This window comes from Pseudomonas sp. ADAK18, from assembly GCF_012935695.1.
Lineage (GTDB): Bacteria > Pseudomonadota > Gammaproteobacteria > Pseudomonadales > Pseudomonadaceae > Aquipseudomonas.
In genome coordinates, this window is the sequence record NZ_CP052859.1 from 5,393,382 (window position 1) to 5,413,519 (window position 20,138).

18 protein-coding genes are annotated in these 20,138 nt (G+C 60.8%); 10 read left to right on the forward strand and 8 right to left on the reverse strand.

Going from position 1 to position 20,138, the window contains the following annotated elements; genetic code table 11:
• Position 1: 1 nt before the first annotated feature.
• From dapF to HKK55_RS24535, 4 genes are read left to right on the forward strand one after another with little or no spacing between them, the layout of a single operon-like run.
• The gene (gene dapF, locus HKK55_RS24520; protein WP_169356962.1) at positions 2–832 is read left to right on the forward strand and encodes a diaminopimelate epimerase; all 831 of its coding nucleotides are present in this window, start codon (positions 2–4) and stop codon (positions 830–832) included.
• A gap of 13 nt (positions 833–845) precedes the next feature.
• Positions 846–1,571 (forward strand): DUF484 family protein, encoded by a 726-nt coding sequence (locus HKK55_RS24525; RefSeq protein WP_169356963.1) that lies wholly within the window; start codon positions 846–848, stop codon positions 1,569–1,571.
• A gap of 2 nt (positions 1,572–1,573) precedes the next feature.
• Positions 1,574–2,473, forward strand: a complete 900-nt coding sequence (gene xerC, locus HKK55_RS24530) for a tyrosine recombinase XerC (protein ID WP_169356964.1) — start codon at positions 1,574–1,576, stop codon at positions 2,471–2,473.
• The gene (locus tag HKK55_RS24535) at positions 2,470–3,168 is read left to right on the forward strand and encodes an HAD family hydrolase (RefSeq protein WP_169356965.1); all 699 of its coding nucleotides are present in this window, start codon (positions 2,470–2,472) and stop codon (positions 3,166–3,168) included. The genes xerC and HKK55_RS24535 overlap by 4 nt, the downstream gene beginning before the upstream one ends.
• 247 nt (positions 3,169–3,415) lie before the next feature.
• On the opposite strand, the gene sutA is transcribed toward HKK55_RS24535, so the two are convergent.
• The 4 genes from sutA to glnK all read right to left on the reverse strand — a co-directional run bounded on the left by sutA (position 3,416) and on the right by glnK (position 6,193).
• Positions 3,416–3,742 (reverse strand): transcriptional regulator SutA, encoded by a 327-nt coding sequence (gene sutA / locus HKK55_RS24540; protein ID WP_155582478.1) that lies wholly within the window; start codon positions 3,740–3,742, stop codon positions 3,416–3,418.
• Between the two features lie 103 nt (positions 3,743–3,845).
• Entirely contained in the window at positions 3,846–4,271 is a 426-nt protein-coding gene (locus tag HKK55_RS24545) for a secondary thiamine-phosphate synthase enzyme YjbQ (protein WP_155582477.1), read from the reverse strand.
• 210 nt (positions 4,272–4,481) lie between these two features.
• Positions 4,482–5,819, reverse strand: a complete 1,338-nt coding sequence (locus HKK55_RS24550) for an ammonium transporter (RefSeq protein ID WP_155582476.1) — start codon at positions 5,817–5,819, stop codon at positions 4,482–4,484.
• 35 nt (positions 5,820–5,854) lie between these two features.
• Positions 5,855–6,193 (reverse strand): P-II family nitrogen regulator, encoded by a 339-nt coding sequence (gene glnK / locus HKK55_RS24555; protein ID WP_002555808.1) that lies wholly within the window; start codon positions 6,191–6,193, stop codon positions 5,855–5,857.
• 422 nt (positions 6,194–6,615) lie between these two features.
• Between glnK and HKK55_RS24560 the strand changes: the two genes are divergently transcribed.
• The 3 genes from HKK55_RS24560 (at position 6,616) to HKK55_RS24570 (ending at position 9,763) form a co-directional block, all read left to right on the forward strand.
• A complete protein-coding gene (locus tag HKK55_RS24560) occupies positions 6,616–6,876 on the forward strand; it encodes an accessory factor UbiK family protein (protein WP_169356966.1) in 261 nt (86 codons plus the stop codon).
• A gap of 17 nt (positions 6,877–6,893) precedes the next feature.
• Positions 6,894–8,174, forward strand: a complete 1,281-nt coding sequence (locus HKK55_RS24565) for an MFS transporter (RefSeq protein ID WP_237151293.1) — start codon at positions 6,894–6,896, stop codon at positions 8,172–8,174.
• Positions 8,175–8,266: 92 nt separating this feature from the next.
• A complete protein-coding gene (locus tag HKK55_RS24570; protein ID WP_169356967.1) occupies positions 8,267–9,763 on the forward strand; it encodes a YifB family Mg chelatase-like AAA ATPase in 1,497 nt (498 codons plus the stop codon).
• Here the strand turns inward: HKK55_RS24570 and HKK55_RS24575 are convergent.
• Complete coding sequence (locus HKK55_RS24575; RefSeq protein ID WP_169356968.1) at positions 9,760–10,344, reverse strand: TetR/AcrR family transcriptional regulator; 585 nt, start codon at positions 10,342–10,344, stop codon at positions 9,760–9,762. The genes HKK55_RS24570 and HKK55_RS24575 overlap by 4 nt on opposite strands.
• 114 nt (positions 10,345–10,458) lie before the next feature.
• On the opposite strand from HKK55_RS24575, the gene HKK55_RS24580 reads away from it, so the two are divergent.
• Positions 10,459–11,373 carry an ABC transporter six-transmembrane domain-containing protein gene (locus HKK55_RS24580; RefSeq protein ID WP_169356969.1) on the forward strand — a complete coding sequence of 305 codons (915 nt, stop codon included), beginning with the start codon at positions 10,459–10,461 and terminating at the stop codon, positions 11,371–11,373.
• Positions 11,374–11,407: 34 nt separating this feature from the next.
• On the opposite strand, the gene HKK55_RS24585 is transcribed toward HKK55_RS24580, so the two are convergent.
• Both HKK55_RS24585 and HKK55_RS24590 read right to left on the reverse strand, forming a co-directional pair.
• A complete protein-coding gene (locus tag HKK55_RS24585; protein ID WP_169356970.1) occupies positions 11,408–13,384 on the reverse strand; it encodes a methyl-accepting chemotaxis protein in 1,977 nt (658 codons plus the stop codon).
• A gap of 189 nt (positions 13,385–13,573) precedes the next feature.
• Positions 13,574–14,494 carry a LysR substrate-binding domain-containing protein gene (locus tag HKK55_RS24590; protein ID WP_169356971.1) on the reverse strand — a complete coding sequence of 307 codons (921 nt, stop codon included), beginning with the start codon at positions 14,492–14,494 and terminating at the stop codon, positions 13,574–13,576.
• A gap of 153 nt (positions 14,495–14,647) precedes the next feature.
• On the opposite strand from HKK55_RS24590, the gene HKK55_RS24595 reads away from it, so the two are divergent.
• Positions 14,648–16,060: a NorM family multidrug efflux MATE transporter gene (locus tag HKK55_RS24595; RefSeq protein WP_169356972.1), complete on the forward strand. Its 1,413-nt coding sequence runs from the start codon at positions 14,648–14,650 to the stop codon at positions 16,058–16,060.
• Between the two features lie 134 nt (positions 16,061–16,194).
• Here HKK55_RS24595 and HKK55_RS24600 read toward each other — a convergent pair whose 3' ends face one another.
• Entirely contained in the window at positions 16,195–17,859 is a 1,665-nt protein-coding gene (locus HKK55_RS24600; protein WP_169356973.1) for a bifunctional diguanylate cyclase/phosphodiesterase, read from the reverse strand.
• Positions 17,860–18,126: 267 nt separating this feature from the next.
• Here HKK55_RS24600 and rep point away from each other — a divergent pair, with 267 nt between their 5' ends.
• Complete coding sequence (rep, locus tag HKK55_RS24605) at positions 18,127–20,136, forward strand: DNA helicase Rep (RefSeq protein WP_169356974.1); 2,010 nt, start codon at positions 18,127–18,129, stop codon at positions 20,134–20,136.
• Positions 20,137–20,138 lie beyond the last annotated feature (2 nt).

Below are 20,138 nucleotides of genomic sequence, written 5' to 3' on the forward strand. Positions count from 1 at the left end.
CATGCTGCTGCGTTTTACCAAGATGCACGGCCTGGGCAACGATTTCATGGTCCTCGACCTGGTCAGCCAGCACGCGCATATCCTGCCCAAGCACGCCAAGCTGTGGGGCGATCGACACACCGGTGTTGGCTTCGACCAATTGCTGCTGGTCGAAGCCCCAAGCAACCCGGAAGTGGATTTCCGTTACCGGATCTTCAACTCCGACGGTTCCGAAGTGGAACAGTGCGGCAACGGTGCCCGCTGTTTCGCCCGTTTTGTCCTGGACAAGCGCCTGACCGCCAAGCGGCAGATTCGCGTCGAGACCAAGAGCGGCATCATCGAGCTGGATATCCGCAGCGACGGCCAGATCAGCGTCAATATGGGCGCGCCTCGGCTGGTCCCGGCAGATATTCCGTTCCAGGCTGACGCACAAGCGCTGAGCTACCCGGTGGAGGTGGACGGCAAGACGGTCGAGCTGGCCGCCGTGTCCATGGGCAACCCCCATGCCGTGCTGCGGGTCAACGACATCAACAACGCGCCGGTCCATGAATTGGGGCCGAAGATCGAACACCACCCGCGCTTTCCGGCACGGGTCAACGTCGGGTTCCTACAGGTCATCGACCGTTCTCGTGCGCAACTGCGCGTCTGGGAGCGCGGTGCCGGGGAAACCCAAGCGTGCGGCACTGGTGCTTGCGCCGCTGCCGTGGCGGCGATCAGCCAGGGGTGGATGGATTCGCCGCTATTGATCGACCTGCCCGGCGGACGCCTGTCCATCGAGTGGGCAGGCCCTGGCCAACCGGTGATGATGACCGGCCCGGCCATGCGCGTATACGAAGGACAGGTCCGCCTATGAGAGAGCCAATCCAATGACCGATAAGCCTCAGGTACCCGCTCCAACGCCCGAAGAGTCCCCTTGCGAAAGCCTGGAGGCAGCGGCTGTCGCCGCTTACCTAGAGGCTAATCCGGATTTCTTCGTCGAGCATGAAGAACTGCTGCCGGCCATGCGCATCCCCCATCAGCGCGGTGACACCGTGTCGCTGGTGGAGCGGCAAATGAAGATCCTGCGCGAGCGCAATATCGAAATGCGCCATCGCCTCTCGCAGTTGATGGACGTGGCTCGCGACAACGATCGCCTGTTCGACAAGACCCGTCGCCTGGTCCTCAGCCTGATGGATGCCGTCACCCTGGAAGATGCGGTGATTGCCGTCGAAGATAGCCTGCGCCAGGACTTCCAGGTGCCCTTTGTCAGCCTGATCCTGTTCAGCGACAAGCCGATGCCGGTGGGTCGTTGGGTCAGCGGCAGCGACGCACAAACCGCCATTGGCGGCCTGTTGTCCGAAGGCAAGACCATCAGCGGGACCTTGCGTGAGCATGAGCTGGACTTCCTGTTTGGCGAAGAACAACGCAAACAGATCGGCTCCACGGCCGTGGTCGCCCTCAGCCATCAAGGCCTGCACGGTGTCCTGGCCATCGCCAGCCGTGACCCGCAGCACTACAAGAGTTCGGTGGGTACGCTGTTTTTGAGCTACATCGCCGAAGTCCTCGGCCGAGTCTTGCCACGCTTCACCACCGCCCTGCGCGCGGTGCGCTAGCCATGGAACGACAACTGGACGCCTACTGCGCTCACCTGCGCAGCGAGCGCCAGGTGTCTCCTCATACGCTGGACGCCTATCGACGGGACCTGAACAAGGTCCTGGCGTTTTGCGAAAAGCAACAGATCGGCAGCTGGAAAGCCCTGGATATTCAGGGCCTGCGTAGCCTGATCGCCCGCCTGCACCAGCAAGGCCAATCCTCCCGCAGCCTGGCACGCCTGCTGTCGGCGGTGCGCGGCCTCTATCACTACCTGAACCGCGAAGGCCTGTGCGACCACGACCCGGCCAACGGCCTGGCCCCGCCCAAGGGCGAACGACGCCTGCCCAAGACCCTCGACACCGATCGCGCCCTGCAACTGCTGGAAGGTGCGGTAGAGGACGATTTCCTGGCCCACCGCGACCAGGCGATCCTTGAACTGTTCTACTCCTCGGGGCTGCGCCTGTCGGAGCTGACCAGTCTCAATCTTGATCAGCTGGATCTGGCGGACGGCCTGGTACAAGTACTCGGTAAAGGCAGCAAAACCCGCGTATTGCCGGTCGGCAGAAAAGCCCGGGAGGCCCTGGAGGTGTGGTTACCGCTGCGGGCCCTGAGCAATCCGGCGGATGACGCAGTGTTTGTCAGCCAGCAAGGCCGGCGCCTGGGGCCGCGGGCCATCCAGCTACGGGTCAAGGCCGCCGGAGCGCGTGAGCTGGGGCAAAACCTGCATCCGCACATGCTCAGGCACTCCTTTGCCAGCCACTTGCTGGAATCCTCCCAGGACTTGCGAGCGGTGCAGGAATTGCTTGGCCACTCCGACATCAAGACCACCCAGATCTACACCCACCTGGATTTCCAGCATCTGGCGACGGTGTATGACAGCGCCCACCCACGGGCCAAACGCATCAAAGGCAGCGACTCATGAGTATCAAGCTGATCACCTTCGACCTGGACGATACGCTCTGGGATAACGTGCCTGTCATCATCAATGCCGAAGCGTCGATGCGTGAATGGCTGGCCACCCACGCCACCAAGGTGGGCGACCTGCCCCTGGAGCAGTTCGCCAGCCTTCGCCAGCAAGTGCTGCAACGCCATCCTGAACTCAAATACCGCATCAGCGTGTTGCGCCATCGGGTGCTGATGCACGCCTTTGAAGAGGCAGGCTACCCACAGCCAGAAGCCATGGAAATGGCCGATGTGTGCTTCGAAGCCTTTATCCACGCCCGGCACCAGCTCACGGTCTTTCCCGAAGCCGAACCCATGCTACAAGCGCTGCGCCACCACTACCTGCTGGGCGTCATCACCAACGGCAATGCCGACGTGCAGCGCGTAGGCCTGGCGGACTATTTCCACTTTGCCCTGCGCGCCGAAGACATCGGCATCGCCAAGCCGGATGCGCGGTTGTTTCAGGAAGCGCTGCAGCGCGGTGGAGTAGATGCCAGCGCGGCCGTGCACATTGGCGATCATCCAGGCGATGACATCGCCGGGGCCCAGCAGGCGGGGCTTCGGGCGGTGTGGTTCAACCCGACGGGCAAGGACTGGGAGGCTGAGCAGTTGCCGGATGCGCAGATTCGTAGCCTGACTGAACTGCCCGACTTGCTCGCCCGCTGGAACACATAACCTCTGTGACGAGGGGGCTTGTCCCCCGTTGGGCTGCGAAGCGGCCCTAATTAAGAATGACTACGTTTTTTCAGGCGGGACCGTGGCGTCTGGTTTTGGGGCCGCTTCGCAGCCCAACGGGGGACAAGCCCCCTCGCCACAGAGGCTCCCTATCCACACAGTTCAGGGGCGACCTCGTGGGCTTTTGTTTCAGGCATGAAAAAGCCCGCAGCGACGGCGGGCTTTTTCAGCAAGCAAGTAACCGACCTTAGATAGGACGGCTGCCGTACTTGTTATCCGGCTTCTTCGGTGGATCTGCCACCACGTTGGCCTCGACTTCCTGCACTTTGCCGCCTTTAGCGAGGAATTCTTCCATCGCGCGGGCCAGCGCATCGCGCTCTTTGTTCTTGGCTTCTACGCTCGGCAGTTCATCAACCGAAACAGCGGCCTTGGCCTTGCCCTTGGCAGCCGGGGCCGGTGCATCATCGCCACCGTCGTCGTCAGCCACGTCTTCGGCAGCCGCCTCAAGACCTTCTTCAGCTTCGTCTTCGTCGCCTACTTCGAGGTCGTCGTTTTCCAGATCATCGTCGCTCATGTTCTACCTCATGACTTGCGAAAAGCAGATTAGTTATAGCCCAGCTTCGCCGTCTGTCGAAGGCCGCTGAGAAAAAATCAACATCCACCGGATAACCAGTGGCTTATGCCTCATCACCGTGCAAGGTGGCGAGGACTTTACGAGCACCGCCATGATCACGGTGCTCGCCCAGATAAACACCTTGCCAGGTCCCCATCGCCAAGCGGCCGGCCTTGACCGGCAAACTCAGCTGGCAGCCCAGGAGACTGGCCTTGAAGTGCGCCGGCAGATCATCGGGACCTTCGTCGTTATGTTCATATCCCGCCGTGCCTTGCGGCACCAGCGCATTGAAAAAACGTTCGAAGTCACGGCGAACCGCCGGATCGGCATTCTCGTTGATGGTCAACGAGGCCGAGGTGTGCTGCAGCCACAAATGCAACAGGCCCACCCGACAAGCCTTCAACTCAGGCAAACCGGCGAGCAACTCGTCCGTCACCAGATGAAAGCCCCGGGGCTTGGCCCGCAGGGTAATCAGGGTCTGTTGCCACATACAGTTCTCCGCACATCGGCGCGCATTCTAGCGCGCTCAGGGAAAAAACAAAGTGCCGAATACGCCTACATGGCTGTAAGACATTCGCACACTGAAAAGTGCCTTGTGGATCCCATCACAAAGTCAGGAGAAAAACCCATACACCTTTAACCGCAGACAAACGCCAGACAAAAAAATGCCCGGCAAGCCGGGCATCTTTTTTTCGCGTACTTACAAGTTGTAGCCGCGCTCGTTGTGTTGTGCCAGGTCGAGGCCGACAGCCTCTTCCTCTTCGGTCACACGCAGGCCCATGACCATGTCCAGCACCTTGAGAATGACGAAGGTCACAATCGCGGTGTAGATCACTGTAAAGCCAACGCCTTTGGCCTGGATCCAGACCTGCGCCGCAACGTCAGTCACGGTGCCGAAGCCGCCCAGGGCCGGTGCTGCGAACACACCGGTGAGGATCGCGCCGACGATGCCACCGATACCGTGCACGCCGAAGGCGTCCAGGGAGTCGTCGTAGCCCAGCTTGCGCTTGAGGCTGGTGGCGCAGAAGAAGCAGAGCACACCGGCAACCAAGCCGATCACCAAAGCACCCATCGGGCCGACGGTGCCAGCGGCTGGCGTGATGGCCACGAGGCCGGCGACCACACCCGAGGCGATCCCCAAGGCACTAGGCTTACCGTGGGTGATCCACTCGGCGAACATCCAGCCCAACGCCGCAGCAGCAGTGGCAATCTGGGTGACCAGCATCGCCATGCCGGCGGTGCCGTTGGCGGCAGCAGCGGAGCCGGCGTTGAAGCCGAACCAGCCGACCCACAACATGGCCGCACCCACCAGGGTGTAGCCCAGGTTATGCGGGGCCATTGGCGTGGTCGGGAAGCCTTTACGCTTGCCGAGCACGATGCACGCTACCAAACCGGCAACACCGGCGTTGATGTGCACCACGGTGCCGCCTGCGAAGTCCAGCACGCCCCAGTCGCCCAGCAACGAACCCGGACCGCCCCACACCATGTGGGCAATCGGCGCGTAGACCAAGGTGAACCACACAGCCATGAAAATCAGCATCGCGGAGAACTTCATCCGCTCGGCGAAGGCACCGACGATCAGCGCCGGAGTGATGATGGCGAAGGTCATCTGGAAGGTGACGAACACCGCTTCAGGGAACAGCGCCGCCGGGCCGGTGATGCTGGCCGGGGTCACACCCGAGAGGAACAGCTTGGACAAGCCGCCGACAAAGGAGTTGAAGTTGACGACGCCTGCTTCCATACCAGTGGTATCGAACGCCATGCTGTAGCCGTAGACGAACCACAAGATGGTGATCAGGCCGGTGATGGCGAAGCACTGCATCATCACGGAAAGAATATTTTTCGAACGAACCATGCCGCCGTAGAACAGCGCCAGGCCCGGAATGGTCATGAACAGCACCAGTGCGGTGGATGTCAGCATCCACGCCGTGTCGCCGGAATTGAGGACTGGAGCCGCCACTTCGTCTGCCGCCATAGCCAGGCTGGGCATTACGATGGACAACAGGGCTCCTAGCCCTGCGAATTTACGCAGAGTCATATTGTTTTCTCCTGGGGCGTTGGGGGTTTGGCGGCTTAGATTGCGTCGGTATCGGTTTCGCCGGTACGGATGCGAATAGCCTGTTCCAGATTGACCACGAAGATCTTGCCGTCACCGATCTTGCCGGTGTTGGCGGCCTTGGTTATCGCTTCGATAACCCGGTCAAGATCCTTGTCGTCAATGGCGACATCAATCTTCACCTTTGGCAGGAAATCGACCACGTATTCCGCGCCGCGATACAGCTCGGTATGACCCTTCTGCCGACCGAAGCCTTTGACCTCAGTAACGGTAATGCCCTGCACGCCGATCTCGGACAGTGACTCGCGTACATCGTCCAACTTGAACGGCTTGATGATGGCAGTGACTAGCTTCATGAAAACTCTCTCCCGAATTGGTGGACTTGCCCCAGGAAAACAAACCCGTCTCAAGTCTAAGCGCAGTGCCTGGCTTTGTAACGCTTCGTCGCCCTGACAAATGCCATTGCGACGCGAGCTAACCACTGGTGACGCAAGCTGTACTCCGGACCAAAGGCGCACTGCATTCGTCACAGCGACTGCATCAGTGCATGGGTCATGATCGTCTAAGCAGAAACCTTGCCAGCTCCGTAAAAATCACTGAAATCAGTCCTTTGCCCATTCACGCCCACCTACGGGGCTCAACGGCTGCGGCGATACGCACGAAAACAGTGCGCAGGCGCCCGGCCTCATGCGCGAAAAGCGTGCGTCGCCCGCCCTGGAAAAGACTATAGACGCTGCGTGATACACTGCCGGCCAACCGTTATTCCGGACTATTTCCCATGCTCGCGCCCAAAGACCTCCTCGACGCCCTGAGTGGCCACGCTTCCCGCCTGTTCAGCGGCGACACCCCGCTACCCCGCAATGAAATCGAAAGCCAGTTCAAGGCGCTGCTGCAAAGTGGTTTCAGCAAACTGGACCTGGTGAGCCGGGAAGAATTTGATAGCCAGATGGTGGTGTTGGCGCGCACTCGTGCGCGGTTGGAGAGCCTTGAAGCCAAGGTGGCGGAGCTGGAAGCGCGGTTGACGCCCACAGGAGAATAACGGGCACATCTCGACCCGTGTTGGGTTTTCCCGCCATCGACCGGCGCCTGCTGAGAGTCCAATTCAGCTTTTTGCTGGTAGTACTCGGTGGCCGTTGCAACCAACTCGCGGTGGCCTGGTGGGCCTTGCAGGAAACCGGCTCTGCCCTCTACTTCGCCAACATGATTGCCTGCTCCATTGCGGCAGAAGTGTTGGCCAGACCTCTGTTGGGATGGCTTGGGGACAAGTACAACAAGATCCTTCTCCTCAAACTGACCTCACTGGGTGGCCTGCTGACGGCGCTGTTGATGGTGCTGCTGGCCGCCTCGCAATCGTTCAACCCTTGGGCTGTTGGTGCACTGATGATGGTCAGCAGCGCCATCGCAGGCGTACGTGACCCTCTTCAGTCGTCGATCATTCCTTTGTTCGCAGGTGACGATAAGGTCTCCCTGGCCTTTCGTACCAAAAGCATGATGTCGTCAGTTTCCAATCTGCTGGGGCCGGTGTTGGCCAGCGCGTTGATCTACGGGTTCGGAACCACACTCGCCTTTATCGCTGACCTTTTTGCGTTGCTGGCCGCAGGTCTGTTGATCACGACTATTCCGAGCCGCCTCGGCACCGCTACGACGAACGAAAACGTCCCGGCAACCAACGGCTTCAGGATGATCTACTCGGGGTTCAAGGCTGTTTACGGCGTGAAAGTCGAGTTTTACCTGGCCATCATTGCAATGCTGGTCAACTTTGCCCTGTTCCCGTTCTTCACCATTCTGCTGCCCCTGTACGTGAAGAATGTCCTCCAGTACCCGGTCACTTACCTCGGCCTTCTGGATTCAAGCTTCGGGTTGGGCATCCTGGCAGGCAGCTACACGATCATCGGCTGGTTAGCCGACAGAGTCCCCCGTGACCTCTGTGTGTCCGCAGGTTTTGCACTGCTGGGAGGCAACCTGCTGGTGGCCGGCACATTTTCATCAATGATCATCGTGCCCCTGGCCTTTTTTTGCGGTGGCATCGGCCTGATGCTGATCAACATTCCGACCTCCGCCGTGAGGTTGCTGGCGACACCCAAAAGCCACCGCAATCGGATCTTTGCCACGGTTTCCTTCCTGTCTGCGGCGGCCAGCCCGCTGGGCAGTTTCGCCATGAGCAGTCTGATCGCAGGCCTGGGGGTTGCACTGACCATTACTGGGCTGGGGGCCATGGTGTTGATGTTGTCGCTGCTGGTTTTCCTGATCCCCGATTTCCGAACGTTCATGCGGTCCAAGGATACGCAGCTCAACGACGCCTACCTGGATAAGTACCCCGGCGCATTTGCGCGGTGATACGTCCTGTAAAAGTCTGATAACTCGCACTCTCGATCACTCGACTACCTTTGAACAACCGCAGGAAGCGGCCCTTCACTCAAGGAACGAGCATGTCCCTCGCCATCGTCCACAGCCGCGCCCAGATTGGCGTTGAAGCGCCCGCCGTCACTGTCGAGGTGCATATGGCCAACGGCTTGCCGTCCCTGACGCTGGTGGGTTTGCCGGAAACAGCGGTCAAGGAAAGCAAAGACCGCGTGCGTAGCGCCATTCTCAACTGCGCGCTGCAATACCCCGCCCGCCGCATCACCCTCAACCTCGCGCCCGCCGACCTGCCCAAGGACGGCGGGCGTTTTGATTTGGCGATTGCCTTGGGGATTCTCGCGGCCAGTGTGCAGGTGCCGGCGCTGATGCTCGATGATGTGGAGTGCCTTGGCGAACTGGCGCTGTCTGGCGAAGTACGCGCAGTGAAAGGCGTGCTGCCCGCAGCGTTGGCCGCGCGCAAGGCCGGGCGCACCTTGATAGTGCCGAGAGCGAATGCCGAGGAAGCGTGCCTCGCGTCAGGCCTGAAGGTGATCGCGGTGGACCATCTGCTGCAAGTGGTTGCGCACCTGAACGGGCAGGTGCCGATTGAGCCGTTTGTTTCCAGTGGGTTGATGTACCTCAACAAACCCTACCCCGACTTGAGTGAAGTGCAGGGACAACAGGCGGCCAAGCGAGCGCTGCTGATTGCCGCTGCAGGCGCCCACAACCTGCTGCTCAGCGGGCCTCCAGGCACCGGTAAAACCTTGCTGGCCAGCCGTCTGCCGGGATTGCTGCCACCCTTGAGTGAACAGGAAGCGCTGGAGGTGGCAGCGATTCAGTCGGTGGTCAGCCTGGCGCCGCTGAGCCATTGGCCGCACCGGCCGTTTCGCCAGCCGCACCATTCGGCCTCAGGACCGGCGTTGGTGGGCGGCGGCTCAAAACCACAGCCGGGAGAGATCACCCTCGCCCATCACGGCGTATTGTTTCTCGACGAACTGCCCGAGTTTGATCGCAAGGTGCTGGAAGTGCTGCGTGAGCCGCTGGAGTCAGGCCATATCGTGATCGCCCGCGCCCGCGATCGGGTGAGTTTCCCGGCGCGCTTTCAACTGGTGGCGGCAATGAATCCTTGCCCTTGCGGCTACATGGGCGAGCCGAGCGGGCGCTGTCGTTGCACGTCGGAACAGATCCAGCGCTATCGCAACAAACTCTCGGGCCCCTTGCTGGACCGGATTGACCTGCACGTCACCGTTGCGCGGGAAAGCACCGCTCTGAACCCCGGCCCACAAACCGGCGACGACACTGCCAGCGCTTCCGCCCTCGTCGCCCAGGCCAGAGATCGCCAGCAACAGCGCCAGGGTTGCGCCAACGCCTTTCTCGACCTGCCGGGGCTACGCAAGCACTGCTCGCTGTCGAAGGTCGATGAAGGCTGGCTGGAAACCGCCTGCGAGCGGTTGACCTTGTCGCTGCGGGCGGCGCATCGGTTACTCAAGGTGGCGCGCACCCTGGCGGACCTGGAGCAAGTAGAAGGTATTGCACGCCACCATTTGGCGGAAGCGTTGCAGTACCGTCCAGCCGCGGCAGGCTAAAGGTCCCTGGGCAAATCCAGAAGCAGCGTTGCCACTTCCATCACCTCATCCAGCACCGCTTCTGCTGATTCAGTAGAAGGTTTAAGCAACAGGTCATCGGCATACCCCATCGTGACGGCAAACAGCTGGCGGGCGGCGCGTGTGGGCGAGTCGCAACGGAATACCCCGGCGGCAACACCGCGCTCGATCACCTCGGCAAGCATGGCTTGCCATTGGGCGTTGATCTCCAGATACGCCTGGGCCAATTCCGGGTCGTGCATCGCCTCGTCCCAGGCATCCAACCACAACGCCCAACCGGCGTCGGCAGTGCTAGGCAAGCAATCGTGCAAGAACCCCAGCAGTGCATCGAGAGGCGACGCGTCCGCCAAGGGCGCACGCACTTCATCCAATTGCTCATTGGCAAACCGCACAAACGCTTCGCGGCGCAATTCTTTCCAGTCGCTGAAGTAGTGGTAGACATGGCTGCGGGACAGCCCGGCGTGCTCTGCCAGGTCGCGGGTGGAAACATCAGCGAAACCCTTGCTGCGAAACAGCTCCAGGGCGGCGGCGATGATCTGGTCTTTACGGTCGATACGCGACATCAGGCTTTTCCTTCAGGCACCGGCAGATAAGCGGCGCTTGCTTTTTGAGCGATCGCTCAAGGATACTTGAGCAGTCGCTCAATACTAGCGCTTATCACTCCTTCGGTGAACCCCATGCCATCCGCAACACCGCAAATCCTGATCGAAGAAAGCAAGAAAATCGGCCAACAATCCGCCAGCCAGACGCTCAAGGCGATTGCCAAAGCCTATCCCGGCAAGCTGTTCTGCACCTTGTCACTGGTGGCGTTGGAGAACGCATTGCTGCTGGCCTACCCGCTGTTTGCCGGGTTCGCAGTGGATTCAATTATCCGGGGTGACGCCACCAGTGCACTGTTCTACGCCGCCGTGGTCATGGCGTTCTGGGTGGTCGGGGCCGCGCGGCGGGCGCTGGATACCCGCACCTTCACACGGATCTACGCCGACCTTGCGGTGCCGGTGATTCTCAACCAGCGCCTGCAAAACCACAGCACATCAAAGGCGGCGGCACGGGTGGTACTCGCGCGGGAGTTTGTCGACTTCTTTGAAAAACACGTGCCGATCATGGCCACGGCGCTGGTGTCGATTATTGGCGCGGCGGTGATGTTGATCGTGATTGAGCCGTGGGTCGGCCTCGCGTGCCTGGCTGCACTGGTGCTGTGCGTCGCGTTATTGCCACGCTTTGCCCAACGCAATCAGGAACTGCATGAGCGCCTGAATGACCGCCTGGAGAAAGAAATCGGCCTGGTGGAAAAGGTTGGGGCGCCGACCTTGCAGCGCCACTACCATGTGTTGTCACGCCTGCGGATCTGGTTGTCAGATCGCGAGGCTGCGGCGTACCTGTTTCTCGGCACGCTGGCGGCGCTGTTGTTTGTGGTTGCCATCAGCCAATTGGCGCTGTCGCCAGCGGTCAAGGCCGGCCACGTGTATGCGGTGATGACCTACCTGTGGACCTTCGTCACCAGCATGGACGAAGCGCCAGGAATGGTCGATCAACTGGCGCGCCTCAAGGACATTGGCAAGCGGGTAGATCCGGGGCTTGGCTCTCTGTAGCCGCTGCCGAGGTACGAGGCTGCGATGGGGGCCATCAGCGAAACCGATCCACTTCCTGCCGCAAACCTGCCGCCAAGGTCTCAAGTTCCTTGGCGGTAATCGCCAGGTTCGACACCACTTCCCGCTGCTCGCTGTTGGCCAGGGCAATACTCTGCAGGTTGCTGCTGAGCAAGGTGGCTGTGCTGCTTTGCTCCTGGGTCGCCGTGGTAATCGCCGCAAACTGCTGGCCCGCCGAGCGGCTTTGCTCGTCGATTCGCGCCAGCGCCGACGCCACGTCGGCGTTGCGTGACAGGCCTTCCTGCATCAGCAGGTTGCCCTGCTCCATGGTGCTGATGGCGTTGCCGGTCTCCTGCTGAATGCTATGGATCATCCCGGAAATTTCGTCGGTAGCCTGACGGGTCCGCGATGCCAAATTGCGTACTTCATCCGCCACCACCGCAAAGCCACGGCCCTGCTCACCCGCGCGGGCAGCCTCGATAGCCGCGTTGAGCGCCAACAGGTTGGTCTGGTCGGCAATCGAGGTGATCACCCCGACTATCCCGCCAATTTCCTGGGAGCGCTGCCCCAACGTATTGATCACCACCGCCGTACTGTTCAGCGCCGTAGCGATGTGTTCAAGGGACGACGACGCCTCTTGCATCGAGGTACGCCCAATGCGGGTTTGCTGGGCATTGTCCTGGGCCAGGCGTTCGGTATTGCCCATGTTGTCGGCGATATTCAACGAGGTGGCGCTGAACTCCTCCACCGCGCCAGCCATGCTGGTGATCTCGCCGGATTGTTGCTCCATGCCTTCATAAGCTCCGCCGGACAGACCCGACAATGCCTGGGCGCGGCTGTTAACCTCTTCGGCCGCCTTGCGAATGTGCGAGACCATGGTCGACAGCGCTTCGCCCATCTGGTTGAAACTGCGGGCCAACTGGCCGATCTCGTCATGGCTGGACACGTTCAGGCGTGCACTCAAGTCCCCGGCACCCAGGGCTTCAGCCTGGCGCACCAGATCCCCCAACGGCTGCAACTTGCTGCGCAGCAACCAGACGGCGGCGCCCACCGCCAGCAACATCGCCAGCACGCTGCCGATCACCAAACGAATACCCACCGCCCAGGTGACGGCACGGATTTCGGCCTTCGGCATACTGGCGACGACCGACCACGGGCCGCCTTCAAAGGGCACCGAAACGCTGTAGAAGTCTTCGTTCTTGTCGCTCCAGAAACGACCTTTACCCGGCGTCTTGGCCAAGTCGAGCATGACCGCAACCGATTGAGCCAGCGCTTGCACACCCGCCGGAGGCACCAGCCAATGTTGCTGCTCATCCAACAACGCCAGGGAGCCGGTCTGGCCAATACGGAAGCGCTTGAGGTTATCGAACTGGGCATTCTGCGCATCGGTGTAATCGAAGCCGATAAACAACACGGCAATCACCTTGCCACCGGCATCACGCACCGGGCTGTACTGGGTCATGTAGGAGCGTTCGAACAAGACCGCCCGGCCCACATAGCTCTGCCCGGCGAGCAGGCGCTGATAGGCCGGATGCTGATGGTCCAGAACCGTACCAATGGCACGGCTGCCATCCTGTTTAGTCAGGGAAGTACTGACACGGATAAAATCCTCGCCACTGCGCACAAACACCGTCGCCACGCCGCCGGACATTTGCTTGAAGTTGTCGACTTCATCGAAATTGTTGTTGAGGACTTCGCTGCCCAAGTACAGGCCCGGTGTCTGTACACCGGCGACGGTCACCGACTGGTCAGGTCGCACGCTCAACCCGGCGCCGAAGCGTTTTTCAAACAGCCCGCTCAGACGCTGGGTACTCTCGCGCAAGGTGCTGTGGAAGGTATTGAGTTGGTCAGCCAGCAACCGCGCCTCGCTGGCCAGGTGTTCTTCCCGGGTGTCGAGGTTGGCGGAATCCAGCGAACGCAAGGCAAAAACGGTACTGCCGCTGATCACGACAGCCAGTATCACCGCTAAGGCAAGGCCCAATTGGGAGGCGATCCGGGCGCGAGGTTGAGACATGACAGCTCCTGGCCGAGGGACCGGATCATCCTGATCTCGTAGCGCGGCTCGGCGAAATTTCTAATAGGGGACACACTGAGCCGCCCCTGCAGGGTGGCTCCGATACACCTACTTCGGCGGCCACCCTAAATACTTGAGCGATCCGCAGGGGTATCGCTCAAACGCATTGTTTGCGGGCGCTACATCGATTCAGTCGAGACGCTCGACCTGAGGCAGCTCCATGGCCTGGACCTCGCCCTGAAGAAAGTCAGCAAGCCGGCGCAAGCGTTCACCGCCAGGTCGGGTTTTCGGCCATACCAGGTAATAATTTTCCCCGCTGGCAACCGCAGTGGGCCAAGGCAGACTCAGCCGACCCTGCGCCACATCTTCGGCCACCATCAGCAGATCGCCCATGGACACGCCGTAACCCCGAGCGGCAGCGATCATGCCCAACTCCAGCGTATCGAACACCTGCCCGCCCTTGAGCGATACCTGCGACGACAGCCCCATGCGCTCCAGCCAGTTGCGCCAGTCACGGCGGTCCGGCGTCGGGTGCAGCAGCTCGGCGGACGCCAACCGCGCGGCATCCCAGGGCCCGTCATTCAGCAGGTTTGGCGCGCCTACCGGAATCAGCAGCTCCGGGAACAGATAGCTGGCCTCCCAATCCGGTGGAAAATGGCCGTTGCTCAGCAGCACCGCACAGTCGAAGGGCTCCTGATTGAAGTCCACTTCATCGATGCTCATCCAGGCGCTGGTCAATTGCACTTCATTGCCCGGCTGCAAATGCCGGAACCGGCTGAGCCGCGCCAGCAACCAGCGCATGGTCAGGGTGGACGGCGCCTTCATGCGCAGGATGTCATCTTCGGCGTTCAAGGTATGGCAGGCGCGTTCCAGCGCGGCGAAGCCTTCGCGCACGCCGGGCAGCAGCAACCGCGCCGCCTCCGTAAGCTGCAAGGTGCGGCCGTTGCGCTGGAACAGACGGCATGCGAAATGCTCTTCGAGGGTGCGAATGTGCCGGCTGACCGCACTTTGGGTGATCGACAACTCCTCCGCCGCCCGGGTGAAGGAGTTATGCCTGGAAGCCGCTTCAAACGCCCGCAAGGCGTAAAGCGGAGGAAGACGACGAGACATGAGGAAAGCTCCGACGGCGCAATATCGAAACCCTACCAGAATCACTGACGCATGAGTTTTAATCATGCAAACGATCGCTTTTATCCCTTTGTGTAATGCACTGAGAGCGCCGAGAATCGACCCTTCCCCCACTCCCTGACTTTTTTGAGCGTGATGATCATGCAGCATCCGGTACGTAGCGAACTCTGGGCCATTCTGCGGCTGGCAGGGCCGTTGATTGCCTCACAGTTGGCCCACATGCTGATGGTGCTGACTGACACCCTGATGATGGCCCGCCTGAGCCCCGAAGCCCTGGCCGGTGGGGGCCTGGGAGCGGCAAGCTATTCGTTCGTGTCGATTTTCTGTATCGGCGTGATTGCCGCCGTCGGTACGCTAGTCAGCATCCGCCAGGGTGCCGGCGACATTGAAGGTGCCACCCGGCTGACCCAAGCCGGGCTCTGGCTGGCCTGGCTGATGGCGCTGGCGGCCGGCTTGCTGCTGTGGAACCTCAAGCCGGTGCTGCTGATGTTCGGCCAGACCGAAACCAACGTGCATTCGGCCGGCCAGTTCCTGACGATCCTGCCGTTCGCGCTGCCCGGTTACCTGACGTTCATGGCCCTGCGCGGCTTCACCAGCGCCATCGGCAAGGCAACGCCCGTGATGGTCATCAGCCTGGGCGGCACCGTGCTTAATTACCTGCTCAACCACGCTTTGATCGAAGGCATGTTCGGCCTACCGAAACTGGGGCTGATGGGCATTGGCTTGGTGACCGCCATTGTCGCCAATGGCATGGCGCTAGCGCTGATGTGGTACATCCGCCACAACCGAGCGTATGACGCTTACCCACTGCGTAAGGGCCTGTCGCGCCCCAACCGCCAGTACCTGCGGGAACTGTGGCGTCTGGGCCTGCCGATTGGCGGCACCTACGCGGTGGAGGTCGGGTTGTTTGCCTTTGCCGCGCTGTGCATGGGCACCATGGGTAGCACGCAGTTGGCTGCGCACCAGATCGCCCTGCAAATCGTCTCGGTAGCGTTCATGGTGCCGGCAGGGTTGTCGTATGCGATCACGATGCGGATCGGCCAGCAGTACGGCGCCGGGCAATTGCTCGATGCGCGCATGGCCGGGCGGGTCGGGATCGTCTTTGGTGCGGTGATGATGCTGGGATTTGCCATGGTGTTCTGGTTGCTGTCGAACCAGTTGATCGGGTTGTTCCTGGATCATAACGACCCGGCCTTTCGCGACGTCATCAGCCTGGCAGTCAGCCTGTTGGCAGTGGCGGCCTGGTTTGAGCTGTTCGACGGTGTGCAAACCATCGCCATGGGCTGTATTCGTGGGCTCAAGGACGCCAAGACCACGTTCCTGGTGGGATTGGGATGCTACTGGTTGATCGGCGCGCCGTCAGCCTGGTTGATGGCTTTCACCCTGGGCTGGGGGCCGACCGGCGTGTGGTGGGGCCTGGCCCTGGGCCTTGCATGCGCCGCAGTGAGCCTGACCTGGGCGTTTGAAGTGAAGATGAAGCGGATGATTCGACGCGAAGGTGCGGAGCCTGACGCACAAGGCTCATTCCAAGCGGCACAGCCGGATTAACGAAAGTACTCGGTCAGTGTGGGAGCGGGCTTGCTCGCGAATACGTAGTGTCAGTCACCAGATACTTGGCTGACCCACCGCTTTCGCGAGCAAGCCCGCTCCCACATTTGATGGGGTTCACAAAGCTGAATCACTTAACCCAGTAACGCTTCCTGGCTGCCGCCAAACGTCAGGTACTCCACCAGTTCCGCCAACGGCAACGGCTTGCTGATCAGGTATCCCTGGGCCTGATCGCAGCCAAACAATCTCAGCAACGCCAACTGCTCCGGGGTTTCCACGCCTTCAGCTACCACTTCCAGGTTTAGGTTGTGGGCCAGGTTGATCATGGCGTGCACCAGCTTGCGGTTCTCTTCGCGCTCTTCCATGCCACCGACGAAGCTCTTGTCGATCTTCAGCAAGGCAATCGGCAGGCTGTTCAAGTGCACGAACGATGAGAAGCCGGTGCCGAAGTCATCCAGGGAGAAACGCACACCGAGGCGGCCGAGGGCATCCATGGTCTGCTTGACCAGGTCGCTGCGACGCATCACGGCGGTTTCCGTCAGTTCAAACTCCAGCCATTGCGCTTCTACGCCCCGCTCGGCAATCAGCCGGCTGAGGGTGGTGAGCAACTGGCTGTCCTGGAACTGGCGAAACGACAGGTTGACCGCCATGTGCAGCGGTGCCAGCCCTCGTTCGCGCAGGGCTTGCATGTCCCGCAGGGCCCGGGAGATCACCCAGTAGCCCAGCGGCACGATCAAGCCACTCTGCTCGGCCAACGGCACGAACTCACTGGGCGGCAGCAGCCCGCGCTCACCGTGACGCCAGCGCACCAGAGCCTCCAGGCCGACGATATGGCCGTCGTCCAGATCCAGCCGTGGCTGGTAATGCAGTTCCAGCTCGTCGCGGCGCAACGCCCGGCGCAGCTCGCTTTCCAGGTCAGCGAGGCTGCGGGCGTTGCGGTTGATGCGTTCGTTGAAGATGTGAAAGGTGCAGCCCTGAGTGCTTTTGGCTTGCTGCATGGCGATGTGGGCGTGCCACATCAGCGGGTCGGCGCCAGCCTTGGCCCGGGCGTGAGCCACACCGAGGCTGCAACCGATCAACAGGCTTTCACCGTCGACCCAATAAGGCTCGGCCATGGCCTCGGTGATGCGCTCGGCCATCCATTCGGCGCGTTGGGGCGCTCGGCGGGTGTCGATCAGCAAGGCGAATTCGTCACTGCCCAGGCGTGCCAGTTGGTCCCCTGCCTCAAGCTGGCTTTTTAGCCGCGAGACCACTTGCAGGATCAGCCGGTCGCCGGCCTGGTGGCCGAGGGCGTCGTTGGCATGGCGGAAGTTGTCCAGGTCCAGATGCCCGAGGGCCAGGCCTCGGCCTTCATTTTCAGCCAGGCGCGCGGCCAGCAGGGTCTGGAAACCCTGGCGATTGGCAATCCCGGTCAACGGGTCTTGTTCAGCCAGGCGCTGTAAAGTGTTTTCCAGCAACCCACGCTCGCGGACATGGCGCAGGCAGCGGCGCAATGTATCGATATCCAATGCATTACGGATCAACCAATCGCTGACGCCCAACGGCGTGACCAGTGGTTCCTGTTCCAACAGCAAGACGGTCGGCAGGCTGCAACGGCCGGGACCGGGTTGAAGGCTGGGAATGGTCAACAACACCGCGCTGTGATCGTCGTCGAACAGACTGCTCACAGACTCCCAGTTTGGCGCACTGATCAGGACAGCAGCATCCCCCATCGGCACCAGGCACTCGCGCAATAACGCTGCCCACGTAGGCGTATCGGCCAGTAGCAGCAAACGCAAGGGTTCGACAGGCGTAGACAAGCTAGCTCCCTAGACTCTGCAAAATTTCGTTGGCGGCGGGCATTATGACGTGCGGCCTGACAATGACCAATGATATTGATTATCAGGTACGTGCAGTGCGGCTCTAGATCGAACAATAGACCCAAATACTGCGTACATCCTGCGGCAAAGTAACAAAACCGGCAAATTTAGATCGAGTGGTACGTCACACTGTCGTTCAGAGGCAGCAGAATCTTTCCAGCCTGTTAAAATGCCCGCCCTTTTGATCAATGACTCCCGAAATTTCGTATGTCCCGACTCAATCCCCGGCAGCAAGAAGCCGTGAACTACGTCGGCGGCCCTCTATTGGTGCTCGCCGGTGCTGGCTCCGGCAAGACCAGCGTGATCACCCGCAAGATCGCGCACCTGATCCAGAGCTGTGGCATCCGCGCCCAGTACATCGTCGCCATGACCTTTACCAACAAGGCGGCGCGGGAAATGAAAGAGCGCGTCGGCACCCTGCTCAAAGGTGGCGAAGGCCGCGGCCTCACTGTGTGTACCTTCCACAACCTGGGCCTGAATATCATCCGCAAGGAGCATGTGCGGCTGGGCTACAAGCCGGGCTTCTCGATCTTCGACGAGACCGACGTCAAGGCCCTGATGACCGACATCATGCAGAAGGAATATGCGGGCGACGACGGCGTCGACGAGATCAAGAACATGATCGGCGCCTGGAAAAACGACCTGATCCTGCCGCCTGAAGCCCTGGAAAACGCGCGCAACCCCAAGGAGCAGACCGCCGCCATCGTCTACACCCATTATCAGCGCACGCTGAAAGCGTTCAACGCGGTGGACTTCGACGACCTGATCCTGCTGCCGGTAAAGCTGTTCCAGGAACACGCCGACATCCTCGAAAAGTGGCAGAACAAGGTCCGCTACCTGCTGGTGGACGAATATCAAGACACCAACGCCAGCCAGTATTTGCTGGTGAAGCTGCTGATCGGCACCCGTAACCAGTTCACCGTGGTAGGCGACGATGACCAGTCGATCTACGCCTGGCGCGGCGCCCGTCCGGAAAACCTGATGCTGCTCAAGGACGATTACCCGTCCCTGAAAGTGGTGATGCTGGAGCAGAACTACCGCTCTACCAGCCGTATCCTGCGTTGCGCCAACGTGCTGATCTCCAACAACCCCCACGAGTTTGAAAAACAACTGTGGAGCGAGATGGGCCATGGCGACGAGATCCGTGTGATCCGCTGTCGCAACGAAGACGCCGAAGCCGAGCGCGTGGCCGTGGAATTGCTGACGTTGCACCTGCGCACCGACCGGCCCTACAGCGACTTTGCGATCCTGTACCGCGGTAACTACCAGGCCAAGCTGATCGAGCTGAAGCTGCAACACCACCAGATTCCCTATCGTTTGTCGGGTGGCAACAGCTTTTTCGGACGCCAGGAAGTGAAAGACCTGATGGCCTACTTCCGGCTCATCGTGAACCCCGATGACGACAATGCCTTCCTGCGGGTGATCAACGTCCCACGCCGAGAAATCGGTTCGACGACCCTGGAAAAGCTCGGCAACTACGCCACCGAACGCAAAATCTCGATGTACGCCGCCACCGACGAAATCGGCCTGGGCGAGCACCTGGACACGCGCTTCACCGATCGCCTGTCACGCTTCAAGCGCTTCATGGACAAGGTGCGCGAGCAGTGTTCCGGCGAAGACCCGATCAGCGCCCTGCGCAGCATGGTCATGGACATCGACTACGAGAACTGGCTGCGCACCAACAGCTCCAGCGACAAGGCCGCCGATTACCGCATGGGCAACGTGTGGTTCCTGATCGAGGCGTTGAAAAACACCCTGGAGAAGGACGAAGAAGGCGAGATGACCGTCGAGGACGCCATCGGCAAGCTGGTCCTGCGGGACATGCTGGAACGTCAGCAGGAAGAGGAAGACGGCGCCGAAGGTGTGCAGATGATGACCTTGCATGCCTCCAAGGGCTTGGAATTTCCCTACGTGTTCATCATGGGCATGGAAGAGGAAATCCTCCCCCACCGTTCCAGCATCGAAGCCGACACCATCGAAGAAGAACGGCGCCTGGCCTACGTGGGCATTACCCGCGCGCGTCAGACCCTGGCCTTCACCTTTGCCGCCAAGCGCAAGCAGTACGGCGAGATCATCGATTGTGCCCCTAGCCGGTTCCTTGATGAGCTGCCGCCGGACGACCTGGCCTGGGAAGGCAACGACGACACACCGACCGAAGTCAAAGCCGTTCGCGGCAACACCGCCTTGGCGGATATACGCGCGATGTTAAAGCGCTAGAA